General features: G+C 73.2%; 16 protein-coding genes and 2 pseudogenes. 13 read left to right on the top strand and 5 right to left on the bottom strand.

Features of this window, described 5'->3' with window-relative positions; genetic code table 11:
• The 7 genes and pseudogenes from LX15_RS05060 (at position 1) to LX15_RS05090 (ending at position 8,777) form a co-directional block, all read left to right on the top strand.
• Complete coding sequence (locus LX15_RS05060; protein WP_372502297.1) at positions 1-2,787, top strand: DEAD/DEAH box helicase; 2,787 nt, start codon at positions 1-3, stop codon at positions 2,785-2,787.
• A gap of 142 nt (positions 2,788-2,929) precedes the next feature.
• Complete coding sequence (locus tag LX15_RS05065; RefSeq protein WP_253668293.1) at positions 2,930-3,700, top strand: DUF4333 domain-containing protein; 771 nt, start codon at positions 2,930-2,932, stop codon at positions 3,698-3,700.
• Between the two features lie 118 nt (positions 3,701-3,818).
• Positions 3,819-5,024: a GNAT family N-acetyltransferase gene (locus LX15_RS05070; RefSeq protein WP_253668294.1), complete on the top strand. Its 1,206-nt coding sequence runs from the start codon at positions 3,819-3,821 to the stop codon at positions 5,022-5,024.
• A 127-nt stretch (positions 5,025-5,151) separates the two neighbouring features.
• Positions 5,152-5,825, top strand: a pseudogene (locus tag LX15_RS05075) (transposase); the annotation flags it as partial.
• Between the two features lie 169 nt (positions 5,826-5,994).
• A complete protein-coding gene (locus LX15_RS05080) occupies positions 5,995-7,560 on the top strand; it encodes a flavin-containing monooxygenase (RefSeq protein ID WP_253668295.1) in 1,566 nt (521 codons plus the stop codon).
• A 164-nt stretch (positions 7,561-7,724) separates the two neighbouring features.
• A complete protein-coding gene (locus tag LX15_RS05085; RefSeq protein ID WP_253668296.1) occupies positions 7,725-8,141 on the top strand; it encodes an organic hydroperoxide resistance protein in 417 nt (138 codons plus the stop codon).
• A 30-nt stretch (positions 8,142-8,171) separates the two neighbouring features.
• Complete coding sequence (locus LX15_RS05090) at positions 8,172-8,777, top strand: cysteine hydrolase family protein (RefSeq protein WP_253668297.1); 606 nt, start codon at positions 8,172-8,174, stop codon at positions 8,775-8,777.
• Positions 8,778-8,945: 168 nt separating this feature from the next.
• On the opposite strand, the gene LX15_RS05095 is transcribed toward LX15_RS05090, so the two are convergent.
• The 4 genes and pseudogenes from LX15_RS05095 to LX15_RS05110 form a co-directional block, all read right to left on the bottom strand.
• Complete coding sequence (locus LX15_RS05095) at positions 8,946-10,202, bottom strand: glycosyltransferase 87 family protein (RefSeq protein WP_253668298.1); 1,257 nt, start codon at positions 10,200-10,202, stop codon at positions 8,946-8,948.
• Positions 10,203-10,401: 199 nt separating this feature from the next.
• Positions 10,402-10,566: pseudogene (locus LX15_RS05100) on the bottom strand (LuxR C-terminal-related transcriptional regulator); the annotation flags it as partial.
• Between the two features lie 24 nt (positions 10,567-10,590).
• The gene (locus LX15_RS05105; protein WP_253668299.1) at positions 10,591-11,088 is read right to left on the bottom strand and encodes an NUDIX hydrolase; all 498 of its coding nucleotides are present in this window, start codon (positions 11,086-11,088) and stop codon (positions 10,591-10,593) included.
• Positions 11,089-11,173: 85 nt separating this feature from the next.
• Complete coding sequence (locus tag LX15_RS05110; protein WP_253668300.1) at positions 11,174-11,953, bottom strand: IclR family transcriptional regulator; 780 nt, start codon at positions 11,951-11,953, stop codon at positions 11,174-11,176.
• A 182-nt stretch (positions 11,954-12,135) separates the two neighbouring features.
• On the opposite strand from LX15_RS05110, the gene aceB reads away from it, so the two are divergent.
• The 5 genes from aceB (at position 12,136) to LX15_RS05135 (ending at position 18,552) form a co-directional block, all read left to right on the top strand.
• Positions 12,136-13,752 carry a malate synthase A gene (gene aceB, locus LX15_RS05115; protein WP_253668301.1) on the top strand — a complete coding sequence of 539 codons (1,617 nt, stop codon included), beginning with the start codon at positions 12,136-12,138 and terminating at the stop codon, positions 13,750-13,752.
• A gap of 2 nt (positions 13,753-13,754) precedes the next feature.
• Positions 13,755-15,035: a DUF6986 family protein gene (locus LX15_RS05120; protein WP_253668302.1), complete on the top strand. Its 1,281-nt coding sequence runs from the start codon at positions 13,755-13,757 to the stop codon at positions 15,033-15,035.
• A 676-nt stretch (positions 15,036-15,711) separates the two neighbouring features.
• A complete protein-coding gene (locus LX15_RS05125) occupies positions 15,712-16,017 on the top strand; it encodes a hypothetical protein (protein ID WP_253668303.1) in 306 nt (101 codons plus the stop codon).
• A gap of 259 nt (positions 16,018-16,276) precedes the next feature.
• Positions 16,277-16,777, top strand: coding sequence for a DUF6098 family protein (locus tag LX15_RS05130; RefSeq protein WP_253668304.1), 501 nt, complete (start codon positions 16,277-16,279; stop codon positions 16,775-16,777).
• 284 nt (positions 16,778-17,061) lie between these two features.
• On the top strand, positions 17,062-18,552 hold the full coding sequence (locus LX15_RS05135) for an APC family permease (RefSeq protein ID WP_253668305.1): 1,491 nt from the start codon (positions 17,062-17,064) through the stop codon (positions 18,550-18,552).
• A 166-nt stretch (positions 18,553-18,718) separates the two neighbouring features.
• On the opposite strand, the gene LX15_RS05140 is transcribed toward LX15_RS05135, so the two are convergent.
• The gene (locus LX15_RS05140) at positions 18,719-19,738 is read right to left on the bottom strand and encodes a sialidase family protein (RefSeq protein ID WP_253668306.1); all 1,020 of its coding nucleotides are present in this window, start codon (positions 19,736-19,738) and stop codon (positions 18,719-18,721) included.
• A gap of 388 nt (positions 19,739-20,126) precedes the next feature.
• Between LX15_RS05140 and LX15_RS05145 the strand changes: the two genes are divergently transcribed.
• On the top strand, positions 20,127-20,768 hold the full coding sequence (locus LX15_RS05145) for a diguanylate cyclase/phosphodiesterase (RefSeq protein ID WP_253668307.1): 642 nt from the start codon (positions 20,127-20,129) through the stop codon (positions 20,766-20,768).
• The last annotated feature ends 186 nt before the right edge of the window (positions 20,769-20,954 follow it).

The raw sequence follows: 20,954 nt of genomic DNA on the forward strand, positions 1-20,954 counted from the left end.
GTGGCAAGTCCGTCCCGACCGTCGGAGCTGTCCCCGGCCGAGGCGTACGTCGCCTCCCGGCGACGCGCGACCCAGCCGAGGTTGACCGAGTTCACCGCCGGTCTGTCCTTCGAACTCGACCCGTTCCAGCGCTCCGCGTGCGAGGCGCTGGAGAACGGGCACGGCGTGCTGGTGTGCGCGCCGACCGGGGCGGGCAAGACCGTCGTCGGCGAGTTCGCCGTGCACCTGGCCCTGTCCGAGGGTCGCAAGTGCTTCTACACGACGCCCATCAAGGCACTGTCCAACCAGAAGCACGCCGACCTGGCCGCGCGGTACGGCTCCTCCGCCGTGGGCCTGCTCACCGGTGACACCTCGGTCAACGGCGACGCCCCGATCGTCGTGATGACGACCGAGGTCCTGCGGAACATGCTCTACGCGGGCTCCTCGGCGCTGCACGGCCTCGGCTACGTGGTGATGGACGAGGTGCACTACCTCGCCGACCGCTTCCGGGGCGCGGTGTGGGAGGAGGTCATCCTCCACCTTCCCGAGCACGTGCGGCTGGTCAGCCTGTCCGCCACGGTCAGCAACGCCGAGGAGTTCGGCGAGTGGCTGGTCGAGGTGCGCGGCGACACCGCCGTGGTGGTCGACGAGCACCGGCCGGTCCCGCTGTGGCAGCACATGCTGGTGGGCAGCCGGATGATGGACCTCTTCGGCGGGGAGACCGTCGACCCGCGCACCGGCAGGGCGGAGCTGCGGATCAACCCGAACCTGGTCCGGCACACCCACGACCTGGAGCGGTACCTGCCCGCGATCAGCCTGCGCGGGCCGCGCAACGGGCGCAGGGGCGGCGGGCAGGGCGGCCCGAGGTACCGGCCGCCGTCGCGGGTGGACGTGGTCCGCAGGCTGGACGACGCCGGCCTGCTGCCGGCGATCGTGTTCATCTTCAGCAGGGCCGGCTGCGAGGCGGCCGTCACCCAGTGCGTGCGCGCGGGGCTGCGGCTGACCACGCCGGACGAGGTGGACCTCATCCGGCGGATCATCGACGAGCACACGGCGGGCCTGCCCGAGGGCGACCTGATGGTGCTGGGCTACTGGGAGTGGCGGGAGGCGCTGGAGCGCGGCGTCGCCAGCCACCACGCGGGCCTGCTGCCGGCGTTCAAGGAGACGGTCGAGGAGCTGTTCGTGCGCGGCCTGGTCAAGGCCGTGTTCGCCACCGAGACGCTGGCGCTGGGCATCAACATGCCCGCCCGCACGGTCGTGCTGGAGAAGCTGGTCAAGTACAACGGCGAGGCCCACGTCGACCTCACCCCCGGCGAGTACACGCAGCTCACTGGGCGTGCCGGCCGTCGGGGCATCGACGTCGAGGGCCACGCGGTGGTGCTGTGGCAGCCGGGGATGGACCCGAAGGCCGTGGCCGGCCTGGCCTCGACCCGCACCTACCCGCTGCGCTCGTCGTTCCGGCCCGGCTACAACATGGCGGTCAACCTGGTCGAGCAGCTCGGCGCGAAGGCCGCCAGGGAGATGCTGGAGCAGTCGTTCGCCCAGTTCCAGGCCGACCGGTCGGTGGTGGGGCTGTCCCGGCGGGTCGAGCGCAACCGGGAGGCGCTGGCCGGCTACGCCGAGGCGATGACCTGCCACCTCGGGGACTTCGGCGAGTACGCCGAGCTGCGCCGCAGGATCTCCGCCAGGGAGAAGGCGCTCGCCAGGCAGAACAACGCCACCCGACGCGCCGAGGCGGCCGCGTCGCTGGAGCGGCTGCGGCGCGGGGACGTCATCGCGGTGCCCTCGGGCCGGCGGTCCGGCCTCGCGGTCGTGATCGACCCGGGTCTGGACCCGATGGGCGAGCCCCGGCCGCTGGTGGTGACCGAGGACCGGTGGTCGGGGCGGCTGTCCGTGGCCGACTTCCCCACGCCGGTCGAGGCGTTGGGCAGGGTGAAGCTGCCCAGGAACGTCGACGTGCGCTCGCCGAAGTCCCGGCGGGACCTGGCGTCGACGCTGCGCAACACCGGGATCGAGCCGCCCAGCGGCCGACGTCGGCGCGGCGGCCCCGACGACGACCCGGAGCTGGCGGCCCTGCGGCGGGCGCTGCGCGCGCACCCCTGCCACGGGTGCGACAGGCGGGAGGAACACGCGCGGTGGGCGGAGCGCCACCAGCGGCTGGCCGCCGAGACCGAGCAGCTCCAGCGCAGGGTCGCGGCGACGACGCACTCGCTGGCCAGGGCGTTCGACCGGATCAGGGGGCTGTTGCGGGAGCGCGGCTACCTGGCGGTCGGCGACGACGGCGAGCACGTGACCGACGACGGCCGGCGGCTGGCCCGGATCTACAGCGAGTGCGACCTGCTGGCCGCCGAGTGCCTGCGGCGGAGGGTGTGGGACGGGTTGGAGCCCGCTGAGCTGGCGGCGGTCGTGTCCACGCTGGTCTACGAGTCGCGGCGGGACAGCCCGTCGGCGCCTCGGCTGCCCGCGGGCGCGGTCAGCGGGGCGTGGGACGCCACGCTGCGGCTGTGGGCCGAGCTGGAGGACGACGAGCGGCGGCACCGGCTCGACCGGACCAGGGAACCCGATCCGGGTTTCGCCTGGCCGGTGTACCGCTGGGCGCGCGGCGAGTCACTGGAGCGGGTGTTGGTCGCCAGCGAGACCGCAGGTCAGGAGTTGTCGGCCGGGGACTTCGTGCGGTGGTGCCGGCAGGTGCTCGACCTGCTGGACCAACTGCGGGACGTGGTCGGCCGCGCCCACCCCCTGGGGAGGTCGGCCGCCCGTGCGGCGGACGCCGTGCGCCGGGGCGTGGTCGCGATGGGTACGGTTTGAGGCGTCCGGTCGGCCCCGTCCGGACGGCTGTCCGCCGCCTCCCCTGGGGCGCCCGGGCCGACCTGTGGTTTGATCGCCAGCGGGGCGCCCGACGGGCGCCCGCGGTTGACCGCTGACTTGGACCCTGACCGCGGAGGCAACGATGACCAGCCCCTACGGCCCGTCCGGAGGGAACGACCCGCAGCAGTGGGGCCAGCAGCCCTACGGTTCCGGGCCCAACCCGGGCACCCCGTCCGGGGGCTTCCCCGCGCAGGGACAGCCGGGCGGCTTCGGCCAGCCCGCCGGGTACGGGCAGGGCCAGTACGGCGTGGACCCCGCGCAGGCCCAGCAGGGCCAGGCGCCGTTCGGGCAGCCGGCGCCGGGCCAGGCCGCGCCGGGCCAGCCCGTTCCCGGCCAGCCGGCGCCCGGCCAGCCGGCGTTCGGCGGGGTGGACCCGAACCAGGCCGCCGGCCAGTACCCGGGCTACGGCCAGCAGCAGCCGGGGCAGCCGTTCACCGGCTCCTACGGCCAGCCGGCGTACGGCCAGCAGCCGCAGCCGGGCTTCCAGGGTGGGTTCGGCCAGTACGGGGGGATGACCCCGCCGGACGCGCCGAAGAAGAAGTCCGCGTTGCCGTGGATCCTCACCGGCGCGGTCGTCCTGGTCGTGGCGGTCGTGCTGGTGCTCGGGTTCGTGTGGCCGGGCTTCTTCCTGAAGAGGGTCTTCGACCACGCCGCCGTGCAGGACGGCGTGAAGAAGATCCTGACCAGCGACTACAAGCTGGCCAAGGTGGAGGGCGTGACCTGCCCCGCCGACCAGCCGGTGAAGACCGGCGAGACCTTCGACTGCCAGGTGAAGGTGGACGGCAAGAGCAAGAAGGTCCCCATCACCGTGAGGTCCGACAACGGCGAGTACGAGGTCGGCCTGCCCAAGTAGCCGGCCTGAGGGGTCGTGGGTGACGCCCGGTGACCACGTCGCGCGACGTGGTCACCGGGCGTGCTGACCGGCGCAAAATCTGTCGCCTGTTCGACGGAAGGACCGGCAGGATCGGTCGATGACCGATCACGACGTTCGCGTCCTGGACGCCCACGAGCACCGCGCCGCCGTCAACCTCGTCCGCCACGCGCTCCACTTCCCGCCCGTGCCCGAGGACGACTGGCCCCAGGTCGCGCCGACCTACAGCGAGGGGCGCGTGTGGGGCGCCCACGCGGGCGACGAGCTGGTGGGGACGGCGGCGAGCTGGGCGAGCCGGCTCGCGGTCCCCGGTGGCCGGGAGCTCCCGCTGGCCGCGGTCATCCGGGTCGGGGTCCGGCCCGACCACACCCGACGGGGTGTGCTGAGCGCCCTCATGCGCCACCAGCTCGCCGAGTTCCGGGAGCGGGGCGAGGTGCTCGCCGCGCTGCACGCGAGCGAGCCGGTGATCTACGGCCGCTACGGCTACGGCCCGGCGACCAGGGCGCGGACCGTCTCGGTGCGGGCCGGGCGGGACGCGATCCACCCGGAGGCGCTGTCCGGCCGGGTGAGCGTGGTGGCCCCCGAGGACGCCTCGGACCGCGTGCGGGCGGTCTATGACCGGGTCGGCCTCGTCCGGCCCGGCATGGTGGCGCGGACCGACGAGTGGTGGACCGCCCTGTACGTGCGCGCGCTGGCGACCGGGGCCAACCTGCGCACCGCCGTCCACGTCGGCGCCGACGGCGAGGACGGCTTCGTGACGTGGAAGCCGCTGCCGTGTGACAACCCGACCAGGGGCGTGGTGCTCCAGGTCGAGGACCTGCACGCCGCCACCCCGGCCGCGGCGGCGGCCCTGTGGGCCTTCGTGTTGGGCATCGACCTGGTCAAGTCCGTGCGGGCGGAGGGTCGGCCGGTCGACGAGCCGTTGGAGTGGCTGCTGACCAATCCGCGCCTGCTCTCCACCGAGGCGGTCGACGACGACCTGTGGGTCCGCCTGGTCGACGTGCCGGCGGCGCTGGACGCGCGGAGCTGGGGCGAGGCCGAGCCGGTCGTGGTCGAGGTCGCCGACCGGGTGCTGCCGGACAACGCCGGTCGGTACCGGGTCGCGCCGGACGGGGTTCGGCGCACGGACGCCCCCGCCGACCTGGAGCTGGACGTGGCGGAGCTGGGCGCGCTCTACCTGGGGGACGTGCCTCCCTCCGTGCTGGCCTCCGCCGGGCGGATCGCGGTGCGGGACGCCGCCGCGCTGGCCAGGGCGGACCGGCTGTTCGCGGTCGGCGGCAGCCCCTGGTGCGGGTCGTTCTTCTGATTCCCACCCCGCTGGTTCTGTCGGCTCCTGTTCCGGTCGGGTCTCCTGTTCCGGTCGCCGCCGTCAGCCGTTGCCCTCCTGGTGGCTCCTGATCAAGGAGTTGTGGCCGCCAGGTCCGGCATGACTGTGCGGCGGGCCGGCCGGCATCCGCAGGACGGGCCGACGCAAGCTCACCGCGGTCGCCGCCGCACACGCGCCGCGCAGGGGCGACAAGCTGGTCACCGCGATCTTGGCCGCCCTGGCCGAGCAGACCGTCACCGTCCCCGGCGCTGTGGCGGCCAACACGGTGCTGCCCAGGCTGGCCGACAGTCTCACGAGCGTGCTCCAGCAACGCGACCAGGTCGCCGCCGAGGTGGGAGGGATCCTCGACGCGCACGCTCTCGCCGGGGTCCTGACCTCGATGCCCGGCATCGGGGTCAGGACCCCGGCCGGCATCCTCCTCGACGTGGGCGACGCCGCCGGCTTCAAGTCCTCCGCGCACCTGGCCGCCCGCGCCGGGATCGCCCCGGTCACCCGCCGCTCGGGTTCCTCCATCAGGGGTGAACACCCCGCCGGCACCGGCAACCGCACGCTCACACCCGTGTTCTTCCTGGCCGCGTTCGCGGGCCCGCACGCCCCACTAGAAGGGCCTACTACCAGCGGAAACGTGACGCAGGGAAGAATCACAACGCTGTGTTGATCTGCCTGGCCCGCCGCCGCCGCGACGTCCTGTTCGCCGTGCTCCGCGACAGGACCTACCACCGACACCCCCACCCCGGCTTCCGCCCCCCACCCCGGCTTCCGCCCCTCACCACGGCGTGACAACCCCATCGGGACATCCCCTTTCGGGTGGCCGGCGGGGACCGTCATCCTGTGATCTGGGTCACTGATTCGTTGCCTTGACCGGATTCCGAGCGTTGGTGTTACCGTCGGTAACACATAGCCCGCGGGGTGGCGACGCCCCGGGTCGGCGCTGGGGCGAGGAGGCGGGATGGCGACACACGCGCGGCGGCCGGACCACCAGGTCGTGATCATCGGCAGCGGGTTCGCCGGGCTCGGGATGGCGATCCGGCTCAGCCAGGCGGGCTGCCACGACTTCGTCGTCCTGGAGAAGGCCGACGAGGTCGGCGGGACCTGGCGGGACAACACCTATCCCGGGTGCGCGTGCGACGTGCAGTCCCACATGTACTCGTTCTCCTTCGAGCCCAACCCGTCGTGGTCGCGGATGTTCGCCGAGCAGCCGGAGATCTGGGCCTACCTGCGGCGCTGCGTGGACAAGTACAGCCTGCGCCCGCACATCCGGTTCCGCTCCGAGGTCACCGGGTGCGCGTTCGACGAGGCCGAGGGTCTGTGGCGGGTGTCGGTGGCCGACGGGCGGGTCCTCACGGCGCGGGTGGTGGTGGCCGGCCTCGGGCCGCTGCACGTGCCCGCCCTGCCGAACGTCCCCGGTCTGGACCGCTTCCAGGGCACGACCTTCCACTCCTCGCGGTGGGACCACGACTACGACCTCGCCGGCAAGCGGGTCGCCGTGATCGGGACGGGCGCCAGCGCGATCCAGTTCGTGCCGAGGATCGCCCAGCAGGTCGGCCAGCTCCACCTGTTCCAGCGCACCCCGCCGTGGATCATGCCGAAGCCGGACCGGGTGATGAGCCCGCTGGAGCGGCGGGTGTTCCAGCGGCTGCCGTTCGTGCAGCGGCTCTACCGCGACGCGATCTACTGGCAACTGGAGAGCCGCATCCTCGGCTTCAACGTCGACAAGCGCCTGGTGCGGGCGGCCGAGGCGCTGTCGCGGCGGCACATCGCGCGCCAGATCCCCGACGACCCCGAGCTGCGCGCCGCCGTGACGCCGACCTACACCCTCGGCTGCAAGCGCGTGCTGATCTCCGACGACTACTACCCGGCGCTGACCAGGCCGAACGTCGAGCTGGTCACCAGCGGCATCCGCGAGGTCCGCGAGCGCTCGGTGGTCACGGCCGACGGGGTCGAGCGCGAGGTCGACGCGATCATCTACGGCACCGGGTTCCGGGTGGGCGACGTCAGCTCGCTGAACATCGTCGGCCTCGGCGGCGTCGAGCTGAACGACCTGTGGCGCAGGGAGGGGATGCAGGCCCACCTCGGCGTGGCGATCGCCGGGTTCCCCAACCTGTTCATGCTGGTCGGGCCGAACAGTGGGCTCGGGCACAACTCGATCGTCTTCATGATCGAGGCGCAGGCGCGGTACGTGCTGGAGTGCCTGCGGCTGCTGGACGAGCGGCGCGCGCGCTGGATGGCGGTGCGGCCGGCGGTCCAGCGGGAGTTCAACCAGCGGGTCCAGCGCCGGCTCGGCCGGTCGGTGTGGCAGTCGGGGTGCGAGAGCTGGTACCTCGACGACCAGGGCGTGAACCGCACGCTGTGGCCGGGCTTCACCTTCACCTACTGGCTGCGGACGCGGCGGGTGCGCGAGGCCGACTACGACCTCGTCACCCGGGCCTCCGCCACCCCGCTCGACCCGGTGTTCGGCGGGCGGTCCGCCGCCGTCGGCGACGGGGCGGAGCTGGTGGGCGCCGGCCGGTCGTAGTGCCCGACGGCCCTCCTCTCCCTGTCCGGTGCGCCGGCGCCTCCCACGGCGTCGGCGCGCTGGTGTGACGTCGTTGTCCCTCCCGTTAGGTTGTGCGCAATTAAATTGCGTACTACTTTCGTTGCTGTGCCCGGGAGTCGGGCGCCCCGACGGAGGGAGAGACAGTGGACGTCCTGTACACGGCCGAGGTGACCGCGAGCGGCGACGGGCGCGCGGGACACGTGCGCTCCGCCGACGGCGTGATCGACGCCCAGCTCAGCGTGCCGAAGGGCCTCGGCGGCCCCGGCGGCGCCGCCACCAACCCCGAGCAGCTCTTCGCCGCCGGCTACGCCGCCTGTTTCCACGGCGCGCTCAAGGCGGTCGCCCGCCAGGCCAAGGCCAGCGTGGACGGGTCCACCGTCACGGCCAACGTCTCCATCGGCAAGGACGCCGACGGCTTCGGCCTTGCGGTCGAGCTGGTCGTCGCGCTGCCCGGCCACGACCGCGCCGTCGCCGAGGACCTCGTCGCCAAGGCGCACCAGATGTGCCCGTACTCCAGGGCGACGCGCGGCAACGTCGAGGTCACGCTCACCGTTCGCTGACTCGCGGTCACAGGCGGCAGAATCGCGGCCATGATGATCAACGCGCGACGGGCGGCCGTGCTCGCCCTGCACTGGCAGGTCAACGTGATCAGGCCGGAGGGGTTCTTCGGCGGGCTGATGGCCGAGTCGGTGGCGCGCAGCGGTGTCGTGGAGCGCGCCGTGCGTCTCCACGACGCCGCACTGGCCGCCGGAGTGCCCCTGGTGTTCGTCCGCTTCACCGTGCCCGTCGACGAGGGCGGCCTCGTGCGCAACACCGCGTTCATGCACGCCGTCGCGGACGCCCAGGAGGTGTTCCGCCCCGACGCGCCGGGGTCGCAGGTGATCCCCGAGATGGCCGGGCAGGCCGAGGCGGGGCGGGTGTTCGACAACCAGAAGCTGTCCGGCCTCGCCGGCGTCGACCTCGCCGACTGGCTGGCCGACCAGGGCGTCGACACCCTGTTTCTGACCGGCGTGGCCACCAACCTCGTCGTGGAGCAGACCGCGCGACAGGCGACGGACCTCGGCTTCGCGACGCATGTCGTGCGGGACTGCGTGGCGGCGGCCAGCCAGGCGACGCACAACGCGTCGCTGGCCAACCTCGAACTGGTCACCGCCGGCTGCCTCACCTCGGCGGAGGTCCTGTCCCGGCTCCGGTGAGCCGCCGTCGGCGTCGTCCGGGTGTGGTCGACGCCGTTGACGGGACGCCACCGGCGCGCTGACCGGGTTCGCGGGTCGCGAGCCCGGTCAGCGCGCCGGTGCCTCTCGTTCCGGCTGCCGGCCGTGATGGCGCGTGGAATCCTCTCGGGCTTCGTCCACTGTGGACGTTCAGGGTCGGTCGCGGGTTGTTGACCGATCGCTCGTGGACGAGGTGGCCGCGCGGGAGCGCGACGCGGACTCGTCCGCGATCGCTGGCTCGGCATCGGTCAGTGTGTCGGCGACGGGCGCGGCGGCGCGGGTGCGGAAGAGATGGACCGTGACGATCGTGCCCGTCCCGAGTGCGGCGAGGACGTAGGCGTTGCTCAGCGCCGCCCGGACAGTGATCCGGGCGGGCTCCCACATGTCGTCAGCCGGGGACACGAGGAACGTCCAGCCGGAGAAGGCGACGGCGACCGCTCCGAGTGTGAGCGTCCGCGAGGCCTTGCGGGACCCCACGAGGAGGCGACATCCGAGCGGGACCACCCACACCCAGTGGTGGCTCCAGGACACGGGACTCACCAGCAGGCCGCAGAACGCCGTGACCACCACCGCGCCGAGCCGATCGCCGCGTTGGTCGAGCAGTCGCGCGAGCAGGGCCGCGACAACGACGCAGACCAGGATGGCCACCAGCAGAACGGCCGTCGCCCGCGGTCCGTCGCCGAGCAGGCGCAGCGCGACGCCAGACAGGCACTGGTTGCCGATCCAACTCCTGGACTCGGCGTCGTGGGCGTGGAAGATCTGGTCGGTCCAGTAACGGAGCGCGGCGTCGGGCAGGGCGACGAAGCCCGCCGCCGTGAGGAGGGCGAAGGCCGCCAGCGCCCGGCCGGCGTCGGCCCAGCGCCTGGTCAGTCCGAAGTGGACGATGAAGAGGAGCGGGGTCAGCTTGATCGCCGCCGCCAGCCCGGTGAGCACGCCGGCGGACCGAGCGCCGCGCATCGCCAGCACGTCGACCAGCACCAGTGCCATCAGAACCATGTTGACCTGGCCGAAACCGATCGTCCGCCACACCGGTTCCAGGCCGAGGGCCAGCACGAGCGCCACCGGGGCCGCGCAGCGCCACCGGCCGTTCGCCGGCCGCGCCAGGCAGAGCCGCAGGACGACGCCCAGCGCCACGGTGGTCAGCACCGCCATCACGCCCCACGCGAACGGAACGGGCAGCGCCGCCAGGGGAAGGAACAGCAGGGCGGCCACCGGGGGATAGGTGAACGGAAGGTCCGGAGCCCAGCCTGGCAGCGCGGTCAGGTGACCGTAGAGCGGTTGGTCGTGCCACACCGCGAGCGCGCCGGCCCGGTAGACCGCGCTGTCGATCCCGAGCGGCCACCCCTTCACCCACCACACCACGGTGATCACGGCGAACGCGGACGCGACCAATGCGGTCAGGACCAACAGGGCTGGTGGAGAAGGAGACGAGAGGGACCCCGGCGCTGTCGACACTGCCGACGATGCCGGTGCTGTCGGTGGAGACGACGTCCTCGCCCCTTCGGCGGTGCGGACCATGCGGCTGACGGTAGGAAGCCGCGCGCCCGAGATCGTCACTCCCGCGTGCCGTTCTCGGCGGAACCGCCGTATCGAATCAGTAGGTGTGCTACCCCGGTACTACTCGCCCGGCACTACTCGCCGGGGTGACCAGGCCGGCCTCGTAGGCCAGGGCGACGGCCTGCGCCCGGCCGTGCGGCCCCAGCTTGGTCAGCACCCGGCTCACGTGCGTCTTCGCCGTCTGCTCAGTGATCACGAGGGCACGCGCGATCTCGCTGGGTGTTCTGGGTGTTCTAGATCAGGGCTGGGGGTGGGGTGCCGGGCCGGTGAGCACCCGTCGGGCGATCTCGGCGTCGAGCGGGCTCATGTCGTCGGGCACGGGCGAACGCGGGTCCCACCAGAGGAACGCCGACACCTCGTCGTTGGTGACGAGCGCGGGCGGCCTGGGCAGCGCGGTGCGGAAGATCGCCGCGCGCTCCCGTCGAGGGGGTCGGGCGAGGGCGAACTCGACCAGGGCGGCCGGCTGGAGGCGCGCGCCGACGATGCCGGTCTCCTCGGCCAGTTCCCGGGCGGCGGCCAGCGCCGGGGTCTCGCCGGGGTCGATCATGCCGCCGGGCAGTTCCCACTGTTCGCGGCGGCGGTCGAAGACCATCACCGAACGGTGGTCGTGCACGGCCACGACCAGGGAGACCGGAAGCGGCGTCGACCCGTCGGGGCGGGGGAGGGCGGGATCGTCGAGGAACCAGAAGGCGACCAGGGTGTTGCCGAGGCGGTCGGACAACGGAAGCCTGGCCATGGGACCTCCCGGTGGCCCTCGGAGCGCGACGTTCCGGTGGGCACAGGATGGTGCGCCGGCCCGGGTCGTGTCGAGAGCCGGCGGGTCAGGCGGACGCGGCGCTGGCGAACTGCTGGGTGAGCTGCTCGGCGGTCCGTTGCATCAGGGGGACGATCCGGCCGACCGCGGCCTTGGTGAGCCGTCCCTCTGGTCCGGAGACGGACACGGCGGCGAGCGCGGGACCGCCGGTGAGCGGGACGGCCACGCACCGCACGCCCACCTCCTGCTCGCCCTCGTCCAGCGCGTAGCCCTGCCGCGCGATCTGGGCGAGCTGGCGCAGCAGCCGGTCCCGGTCGGTGATCGTGTGCGGGGTGTAGGCGGGCATCCCCGTGCGGTCCAGGATCTCCACCACCTCCTCGCGGGGGAGCTGGGACAGCACGGCCTTGCCGACCCCGGTGCCGTGCGGCAGCACCCGCCGGCCGACCTCGGTGAACATCCGCATCGAGTGCCGCGACGGCGCCTGCGCCACGTAGACGATCTCGTCGCCGTCGAGGATCGCGAGGTTGGCGGTCTCGCCGACCTGGTCGACCAGGTCGGCCAGCAGCGGCCGGGCCCACGCGCCGAACTGGCGGCTGGCGGTCTCGCCGAGGCGGATCAGCCGGGGGCCCAGCGCGTACCGGCGCGAGCTGCCCTGCCGGACGTAGCCGAGCGTCACCAGGGTGCGGACCAGCCGGTGGATCGTCGGCAGCGGCAGCCCCGAGGCGGCGGCCAGCTCGGACAGGCCGGCCTCGCCGCCGGCGTCGGCCAGTCGTTCCAGCAGGTGGAAGGCGCGCTCCAGCGACTGCACGCCGCCGCTGGAGCCGCGCTCCGTCCTCTGCGGCGCCATGCCGTCTCTCCTCTCGCCGGGCGAACTCCCGCGCGGATTCTAGGGACCGCCGTCCCCCGCGTGCCTCCCCGTTGCCGGGTCGATTCCCCGGGGACTCCTGGCTTCCACCATTGACTTCCACCATACAGAATCTAAGCTCCGTATAGCAGAAAGAAGACGCTCGTACTGCTGAGGAGCGGATCGTGAGCGAGCACACCGGCGTGACCGTCCATGGGCCATCGGTCGAGCGCGGGGAGGAGGTGCTCACGCCGGCGGCGCTCGCGTTCGTCGCCGACCTCCAACGGCGGTTCGGGCCGCGCAGGGCCGAGGTGCTCCGCCGCCGCGCCGAGCGCAGGGCCGAGATCGCCCGCACCGGCCGCCTCGACTTCCCGCCCGAGACCGCCGACGTCCGCGAGTCCGACTGGACGGTGGCCGAGGCCCCCGCCGACCTGCGGGACCGGCGAGTGGAGATCACCGGCCCCACCGAGCGCAAGATGACGATCAACGCGCTGAACTCGGGCGCGCGGGTGTGGCTGGCCGACCACGAGGACGCCAACACCCCCGCCTGGCACAACGTGGTCGCCGGCCAGATCAACCTGACCGACGCCATCGAACGCACGATCAGCCTCACCACGCCGCAGGGCAGGGAGTACCGGATCACCGCCGAGCGCACCCCGGCCATCGTGTTCCGGCCGAGGGGCTGGCACCTGGTCGACCGGCACCTGCTCGTCGACGGCGAGCCGGTCAGCGGCTCCCTGCTCGACTTCGGCCTGTACTTCTTCCACAACGCCAAGCGGCTGCTGGAGCGCGGCAGCGGCCCGTACTTCTACCTGCCCAAGATGGAGGGCCACCACGAGGCCCGGCTGTGGAACGACGTGTTCACCCACGCCCAGCAGGCCCTCGACATCCCGCACGGCACGATCAGGGCCACGGTCCTGATCGAGACGATCACGGCGGCGTTCGAGATGGAGGAGATCCTCTACGAGCTGCGGGAGCACGCCTCCGGCCTGAACGCCGGCCGCTGGGACTACCTGTTCAGCGTCATCAAGAACTTCCGGGACGCCGGCGGCGACTTCGTGCTCCCCGACCGCAACTCGGTCACCATGACCGCGCCGTTCATGCGCGCCTACACCGAACTCCTGGTCAGGACCTGCCACCGGCGCGGAGCCTTCGCGATCGGCGGCATGGCCGCGTTCATCCCCAGCCGCCGCGACCCCGAGGTCAACGCGCGCGCCATGGCCAAGGTCGCCGAGGACAAGCAACGCGAGGCCGCCGCCGGCTTCGACGGCTCCTGGGTGGCCCACCCCGACCTCGTCCCGGTGTGCGCGGAGGCGTTCGACGCGGTGCTGGGCGAGCGGCCCAACCAGGTCGACCGGCGACGCGACGACGTCGCCGTCACCGCCGAGGACCTGCTCGACGTGCGCTCCACCCCCGGCGAGGTGACCGAGGAGGGGCTGCGCAGCGACGTCACCGTCGGCCTGCGCTACGTCGAGTCGTGGCTGAGGGGGACCGGAGCCGCCGCGATCTTCAACCTCATGGAGGACGTCGCCACCGCCGAGATCGCCCGCTCCCAGGTGTGGCAGTGGATCCACAACGACGTCCGGCTCGCCGGGGACGGACCGCTGGCCGGCCAACCCGTGACGGCGGAGCTGGTGCGACGGGTGGTCGACGAGGAGCTGGAGCGCATCAGGGACGAGATCGGCGCCGCCGCCTTCGACGGTGGGCGGTGGAAGGACGCCAGGGAGGTCTTCGAGGAGGTCGCACTGGCCGACGACTTCGTCGAGTTCCTCACGCTGCCCGCCTACGAGCGGATCGACTGACGATGGCGCGGACCTCGTTCGACGCCGCCGCCGTCACCGCGGCGCTCGCCCCGCTGTCCGAGGCCGACGCCGAGCGCGCCCGCCGCTACCCGGGCGACTCCGGCGGTCGGCAACCGGTGCACACCTGCTACGTCCCGGCGAACCAGGTGGACGTCGACCTGCCCCGGCGGTGGGGCGAGGCCGCGCTCGCCGCCATGGACGAGCACGCGCCCACCCCGGCCGACCTGGCGGCCGTGCTGGACCTGCCGGCCGAGCTGGCCGAGGACGTGCACCCGAGGGTGCGGGCCAAGCTCGCCCGCGAACCGGTCGAGGACCTGCGGATCGACTTCGAGGACGGCTACGGCGCGCCCGGCGACGACCAGGAGGACGCGGACGCCGTGCGGGCGGCCGAGCACCTCGCGTCGTGGTGCGCCTCCAAGCACCGGCCACCGTCGTTCGGCGCGCGGCTGAAGTCCTTCGACACCCCGGCGCTGCGGGAACGCGGGGTGCGGACGCTGGACGTGTTGTTGACCGCGCTGCTGGAGCGGACCGGCGGCCACCTCCCCGAGGGGTTCGTGCTCACCTTCCCCAAGGTCACCGCCACCGCGCAGGTCGAGGCGTTCACGGCGGTGCTGGAGCTGGCCGAACGCGCCCTCGGCCTGCCGGAGCGCGCGCTGCGGTTCGAGATCCAGGTCGAGACCACCCAGTCCGTCCTCGACCCGTCCGGGCGGATCGCGCTGCCCGCGTGGATCGAGGCCGGGCGGGGTCGCGTCAGCGGCCTGCACTTCGGCACCTACGACTACACGGCCGCGTGCGGTCTGTCGGCGGCGCAGCAACACCTCGCGCACGGGGCGTGCGACTTCGCGCGGCACGTGATGCAGCTCTCGGCCGCCGGCACCGGGGTGCGGCTGTCCGACGGTTCGACGAACGTGCTGCCGGTCGGCGACGCCGACCAGGTGCGACTGGCGTGGCACACGCACGGCGCGCTCGTGCGCCGGAGCCTGGTCCACGGTTTCTACCAGGGCTGGGACCTGCACCCGGCCCAGCTCGTGAGCCGGTACGCGGCGGTGTTCGCGTTCTTCCGGTCGGCGGCGGAGGCGGACGCGGCCCGGCTGCGGCGCTACGTGGACCGGGCCGGCGGCGCGGTGCTCGACGAGCCGGCGACCGCGCAGGCGCTGGCCGGCTCGTTGCGGCGGGCCGTCGACTGCGGCGCGCTCGACGCGGAGGAGGCCGAGCGGCTGACGGGCCTGTCCGCCGAGGGACTGCACGCCCTGGCGACGCGGCGTCCGCTTCCGACCGGCTGAGCGCGGCGGGGCGGAACCACCGAGGGGTGCGCCCGGAGACGGGACTCTTTCTCGTCTCCGGGCGCTTTCCGATTCGACGTGCGCGAGTCGCCTGAGATCTCTTCCCGGAATTCGGAAACCTCGGCGGAGAGAAGTAAATGCTTTTCGGTGTTCGTCGCTGCCGGCGCCACTGAATCGCGTGGCGCGCACTGAATCGCGCGCCGCTCCGACGAATGCGCTTCGGGATTCCCGGGTTCGCGATCTCCGCTCTCGCGATCTCGCTCTCGCCGCCCTCGCGTCCCTACCTCAGGACAGCCCCCACCCTCCCTGGGGGGCGACCCCTGCACCAGCCTAGCCGCTGCCGGCCGTTCGCCCCACCACAGTGCGGAGGCCTGTGGACAACTCCGGAAAACCGTCCCCCGGTAGGAGGACAGAAACCGAGCCTGTGGATAACTCGGCGCACGCAAGGGTGAATGGCTTGCGCGCGCGGGGTCGCTGTGCGAGACAGAAAGGTTGCGCGCCCCCACCGCACTCACACCGCCGCCGCGCCGCCGCCCGAGTCGTCGACGATCACGCCCACCCCTGGCGAGTTCACGCTTTCAGGCCGTCCCCGGGAGAGCGCCCGGCCCCCGGGGTACCTCGACAGGTGGCGCATCAGCTCGGGGTGAACCCCACCCCGGACCAGGGAGGAGCCGCCATGATCGTCAAGAAGTTGTACGACATGGGCCTGCGCAGCGAGCACGCCTACATGGCCGCCTTCGGCTCGATCGTCGCGTCCGTCGTCTCCTGGATGGTGTCCCGCAGGGTCGAGGACACCCCGAACGCCAGGGCCGACCGGGCGGACCGGTGGGGCATCTTCATCGGTGAGTGGGCCCCCACGTTCTTCGGCCTCGGCCTGGCGCTGTCCCGCTACGAGGACGACCCGTCCCGGGGCCGGCGCGCGAGCGAGCTGGCCGGCCTGCGGCGCACCGCCGAACAGACCGCCGACGCCGTCCGTCACTGAGCACGGAGCACACCACGGCGGCACGGCGCCCCGGGACGAGACCGGACGAGACCGGATGAGCCCGGACGAGACCGGCCGGCCCAGAGACGACCTGCCGGCCACGACAGAACCGGACGAGATCCGACGACCGGGACGGCACCGGGCGAGGCCACGGGCGCCGTCGGCCCCGGCGGCGGTCCGCCCACCCCGGGCGGCCTGCCCACCGGCGACACTGGAGGCCGACGGCGCCGGCCGGCCCGGAACTGGGTACCCCTCCGCCGTGACCACACCAGAGGACGCCGACCTGCGCACCATCGAGCGACTCGACGACCTCGCCGAGCTGGTGTCCGGACCGGACCGCGGCGAGGGCCTGTACCTGCGGTGGTCGAGGGGGCCGACGGCGGACCTGGCGGGGAGCGACGACCAGTCCAGCCGCGACGGCCTCACCGGTGTGCCGCTGCCTGGCCTGTCGGCGAACCCGCTGCGGGTCGAGGAGTGGTGGGGCGACCGGTCGCGGCGTCTCTGGGTGGCGCGTCGGCTGCACGACTACCGGCACCTGCGACACCAGCGGGGGCCGGGTGTGCGACCGTGGGTGTTGCGGGCCGAGGAACGCGGTCGGGGCCCGGACAACGAGCCGCTGGTGGTCTGCCGGGAGCCGGTCGCCTGGGTCGCGGAGTCCGTGCTGGCCGACTGCGACCGCGTCGTCGCCGAGCAGCAGGCCGACGACTGGGGACCGCTCGACCGGTCCGGCGAGGAGGGCCGCGCCGGACGCGCGGGATGAGCCGCGCAGAGGCCGTGAAAAGGCTGTGCAGAGGCCGTGCAGAGGCCGTAGATGGAGGGCAGCAGAGGGCAGAGGGCGACTCCCGGGGTGAGCCTGGGCCGCCGCCGGCTCACCCGTCGACCTGCCCGGCCGAGGAGGATTTCCCTCCCGTCGACCGCGCCTCAGAAGATTTTCCCTACCTGGACGTGTCGCTGGCCCACGAGGCTCGTTAGGCCTGGTCAGCGCGTTTTCGTCGCCATATGCTTCGCCGGTTTGCTCTGCCGGGAACTGGGGAGAGGCATCTGATGCGGGACAGCGGCGCCACGACCGTGGCACCGGCTCGGCCGACCGACTCGGGTGGCGGTCGGCGCTCGCGCGGCTTCGGCCTCGCGACGGCGGTGACGCTGGTGATGGGCAACATCATCGGCGGGGGCATCTTCACCCTCCCGGCCGCGGTCGCGCCCTATGGCACCGTGAGCCTCCTCGCGTTCGCCGTGCTCACGCTCGGGGCCGTCGCGCTCGCCCTGCTGTTCGGCCGGCTGGCAGAGCGCAGCCCGGTCACTGGCGGGCTCTACGTCTACCCCAGGGACGCCTTCGGGCGCTTCGCCGGGTTCCTGTCCGCGTGGTCCTACTGGACGATGACGTGGGCGAGCAATGCCGCGCTCGCGGTAGCCGCGGTCGGCTACGTGGACGTGCTGGTGCCCCTGCACGGCAACGCCGCCGCGCAGGCGTCGGTGGCCCTGGCGTGCCTATGGTTGCCCACCCTCGCCCACCTCGCCGGCGCGCGGTCGGTGGGCGTCGTGCAGATCGTGTCGACCGTGCTGAAGTTCGTGCCGCTGCTGCTCGTGGCGGTCGGTGGACTCTTCTTCGTCCGTGCGGAGAACTTCGGTTCCTTCGACGCCACGGGGGAGGGCTGGCCGGGAGCGCTCTCGGCGTCCGCGGCGCTGCTGCTCTACAGCTATCTCGGCGTCGAGTCGGCGGCGATGAGCGCCGGCGAGGTCAGGGACCCCCGGCGCAACGTGCGTCGCGCGAGCGTGCTCGGCACCGTCGCGTCCGCCGTGGTCTACCTGCTGGGCATCGTCTCGGTGTTCGGCGTCGTGCCGCACGACCGGCTGGTCGGCTCGTCCGCGCCGTTCGCGGACGCGGTGAACACGATGATCGGTGGCTCCGCGGGCGGTGTCGCGGTGGCCATGGCCGCGGTCGTGTCCATCGTGGGCGCGTTGAACGGCTGGATCCTGATGAGCGGGCAGATGTCCTACGCGGCGGCCCTCGACGGGCTGTTCCCCGCCGCGTTCGCGCGCCGCCGTCGGGACGTCCCTCGCTTCGGCGTGCTGGTCAGCGTGCTGCTGGCCTCGGCGATGATCGTGCTCAACTACGTCGGCGGCGCGGCGACCGTGTTCCAGAGCCTCGTCCTGGTCACGAGCTTCACGGCGGCGGTGCCGTACCTGCTGTCGGCGGCGGCCCAGCTCCGGTGGCTCCTGGCGGGCTCCCGCGCCCGGGTGCGCCCGCTGCGCCTGGGGCGGGACCTGCTCGTCGCGGGCGTCTCCTTCGGCTTCTCGCTGTGGCTGATCGCGGGGGCCGGGCAGGCCGCCGTCTACCAGGGGACGTTGTTGCTGTTCGCCGGTGTGCTGGTCTACGCCTGGCTGGCCGGGCGCGGGTCCGGCCACCTGCCCGGACGGGACGAACCGGCCGGCGACGCCGAGGCGGCCCCGCTCGCCGAGGCGGCCGGCGACGCCCAACCGGCGGCGGTCAACGAGGAGCCCGCGCCGGCGCTGTCGGGCACGCGCGACCGGTAGCGGCAGAGGTCAGGCGCGCCGAACGCCACACACCACCGCCAGGCACCGGCGTCCGCCGGCGCCCTGCCCGTCGCGGCCGGCGGAACCTCAGATACCACCGCCACGCACCGCTGACCCCTCCGGCACCGGCCGAACCTCAGACGCCACGGAACGCCAGACACGAACGTCAGGCGCTGTTGAACGTCAGCTCCCGCCAGGTGGCCCCGCCGTCGGTCGTCCGCAGGACGGCCCCGGTGTCCCCGGTTCCCGTGCCCCGGAAGACCACCCCGTGCGCGGCGTCCTGGAAGGCCAGGTCGAGGAACTCCGGCGGCTCCTGCCGGAGCACCGTCTCCCAGTTCCGCCCGCCGTCGGTCGTCCGGTACAGGAACGCGAAGCCACCGCCGACCGCCGCCACCAGCGCCGACGACGACGTGGGCACGGCCAGCCCGCGCATGACGCCGGTGGTCGGGGCGCGTCCGAGCAACTGGAACGGGCCGCCGGCCTCGGAACGCTTCAGGTCCTTGTAGCTGTGCCCCGTGGGCAGCTCTCCCCGGTAGGCGCACACCGCGTAGACGGCCGAGCGGTCGCGTGGCACGAGCGCGAGCCAGGACGCCATGTCGCTCTCGGGGCACGGCGGGGCGCTCTCCCGCCAGGCGCCGCCGTCCTCTGTGGACCAGAAGCGGCCGGGAACGCCGGGGCCGCTGAGCGCCGCGAAGGCCGCCGAGCCGGAGGCCACCACGGAGCCCCCGACCACCACGGGGACAGCCACGTCCGGCACCGGGCTCCACCGGGTCTGATCGACGGGTGAGGAGAACAGACGCGTGCGCTGGTCCTCCTCGGAGCCGGAGGCGATCATCATGTAGGAGTTGGTCTCGTTGCTCGCGATGGAGCCGACGTCCACGCGCGGCCCTGTGTCGGGTAGCTCCACCAGGTGCCAGCTCCGCGCGCCGTCGTGCGTGGCGAAGATCGTTTCCCCGTTGGTGGCCAGCGCGTCGCGCTCGTTCGCCAGGTGGACGCGGACCTGCGCGGAGGACGGGCTCACGGTGATCTCGGGCGCCGTGCGCGGCGTCCATGTCGCGCCGCCGTCCCCGGTGGCCAGCAGGACCGGACGTGGTGTCCCGCTGTCGGGGACGAAGCCGAGGACCCAGCCGTGGTCGACATCGGCCCATGACGTGGATGTCGGGACGAAGCCCGCTGGCGTCGTCATGTCTCACCCCCAGTGATGGCATCCCCTGGCTTCGAGGAGACACGACGGAGACACGACCCGCCGCCACACCCACCGGCAGGCCGGACGGAATTCACCACAACGAGTTGCGACGGCGGGGGCCGGCCCCGCGGGTGGCGGGCGGCCCCGCGCTGGGTCAGCGGACGACGTGGTTCCGGGGCACGCTGGGAGCGGTCGTGTCGGCGCTCTCAGGCCGCCACGGGGTCCGCCGAGGGCGGCACCCGCCCCGACGGCGCCGGTGGTGCCGACGGCACGACGGCGCAGGTCCGAGGGGGCTGCTTCGAGGGGGCTGGTTCGAGGGGGCGCCGCGACGGCCCGACCGCGCGCGAGCCGGGCGGGCGGAGACGAGTGTCGACGAGGAGGTCAGGCGATGCGCGCACCGTTGGCGCGACTGTGGAAGGCGGTGGTGTCCCGTCCACCGATCCGGATCCCCGAGCAGGCCAGCGACGTCGAGACCGCGACCCTGCGGTACCTGCTGTACGGGTTGCTCCCCGCCTGGTTCATCCCCGGCGTGCTCGACTGGTGGCAACACCGCAGGACCGACATCGAGCACACGGCCGGGGTCCGCGAGTCGCTGATCCACCTGCTGATGATGACCGAGATCGGGGTGCCGATCGTGCTCACGCTGCTCTGCGAGATCAACCCGGCGGTCATGGTGATCATGCTGGCGGCGATCGCGGCGCACGAGGCCACGGCGCTGTGGGACGTCACGACCGCCGTGGAGAGCGGACGGGACGTGCGCCCGATCGAGCAGCACATCCACAGCTTCCTGGAGTCGCTGCCGTTCATGGGCAGCGCCGCCGTGGCCTGCCTGCACTGGCGGCAGGCGCGGGAGCTGCTGCGCGGCCAGGGCCCGGTGAGCGCATGGCGGCTCCACCTGAAGCGCAACCGCCTGCCCTCCAGCTACCTCGCGGGGATCGCCGTCGCCGTCGCCGGCACGGTCGTCCTGCCGTACGGCGAGGAGCTGTGGCGGTGCGTCCGCGCCAGGAGGCGCGCGGCGACCGCGAGTTGATCATTTCGCCCTCGGAAGAACACGCGCGGGGCCGGGCGGAAGACCGGGAGCGCGGCGTGGCGCGTCCTGTGCGGGGGCTTTCCCCGGAGCGGGCGAATGCGCTCCCGGTGTTCTGCCGTCGTGACTCGTCCGCCGGCCGGCTTTCCCCCGTCGAATTCGTCGCGCGCGGCCGCCCACCTATGGCGC

Origin of the sequence: Streptoalloteichus tenebrarius (assembly GCF_024171885.1) — a bacterium.
GTDB classification, from domain to species: domain Bacteria; phylum Actinomycetota; class Actinomycetes; order Mycobacteriales; family Pseudonocardiaceae; genus Streptoalloteichus; species Streptoalloteichus tenebrarius.

Bases quoted from the DNA above. Each gene is read 5' to 3' on its own strand.
- LX15_RS05125 (WP_253668303.1), top strand. From the start codon at position 15,712: ATGATCGTCAAGAAGTTGTACGACATGGGCCTGCGCAGCGAGCACGCC.
- LX15_RS05135 (WP_253668305.1), top strand. From the start codon at position 17,062: ATGCGGGACAGCGGCGCCACGACCGTGGCACCGGCTCGGCCGACCGAC.
- LX15_RS05065 (WP_253668293.1), top strand. From the start codon at position 2,930: ATGACCAGCCCCTACGGCCCGTCCGGAGGGAACGACCCGCAGCAGTGG.
- LX15_RS05080 (WP_253668295.1), top strand. From the start codon at position 5,995: ATGGCGACACACGCGCGGCGGCCGGACCACCAGGTCGTGATCATCGGC.
- LX15_RS05140 (WP_253668306.1), bottom strand. From the start codon at position 19,738: ATGACGACGCCAGCGGGCTTCGTCCCGACATCCACGTCATGGGCCGAT.
- LX15_RS05070 (WP_253668294.1), top strand. From the start codon at position 3,819: ATGACCGATCACGACGTTCGCGTCCTGGACGCCCACGAGCACCGCGCC.
- LX15_RS05110 (WP_253668300.1), bottom strand. From the start codon at position 11,953: ATGGCGCCGCAGAGGACGGAGCGCGGCTCCAGCGGCGGCGTGCAGTCG.
- LX15_RS05120 (WP_253668302.1), top strand. From the start codon at position 13,755: ATGGCGCGGACCTCGTTCGACGCCGCCGCCGTCACCGCGGCGCTCGCC.
- LX15_RS05145 (WP_253668307.1), top strand. From the start codon at position 20,127: ATGCGCGCACCGTTGGCGCGACTGTGGAAGGCGGTGGTGTCCCGTCCA.
- LX15_RS05105 (WP_253668299.1), bottom strand. From the start codon at position 11,088: ATGGCCAGGCTTCCGTTGTCCGACCGCCTCGGCAACACCCTGGTCGCC.
- LX15_RS05090 (WP_253668297.1), top strand. From the start codon at position 8,172: ATGATGATCAACGCGCGACGGGCGGCCGTGCTCGCCCTGCACTGGCAG.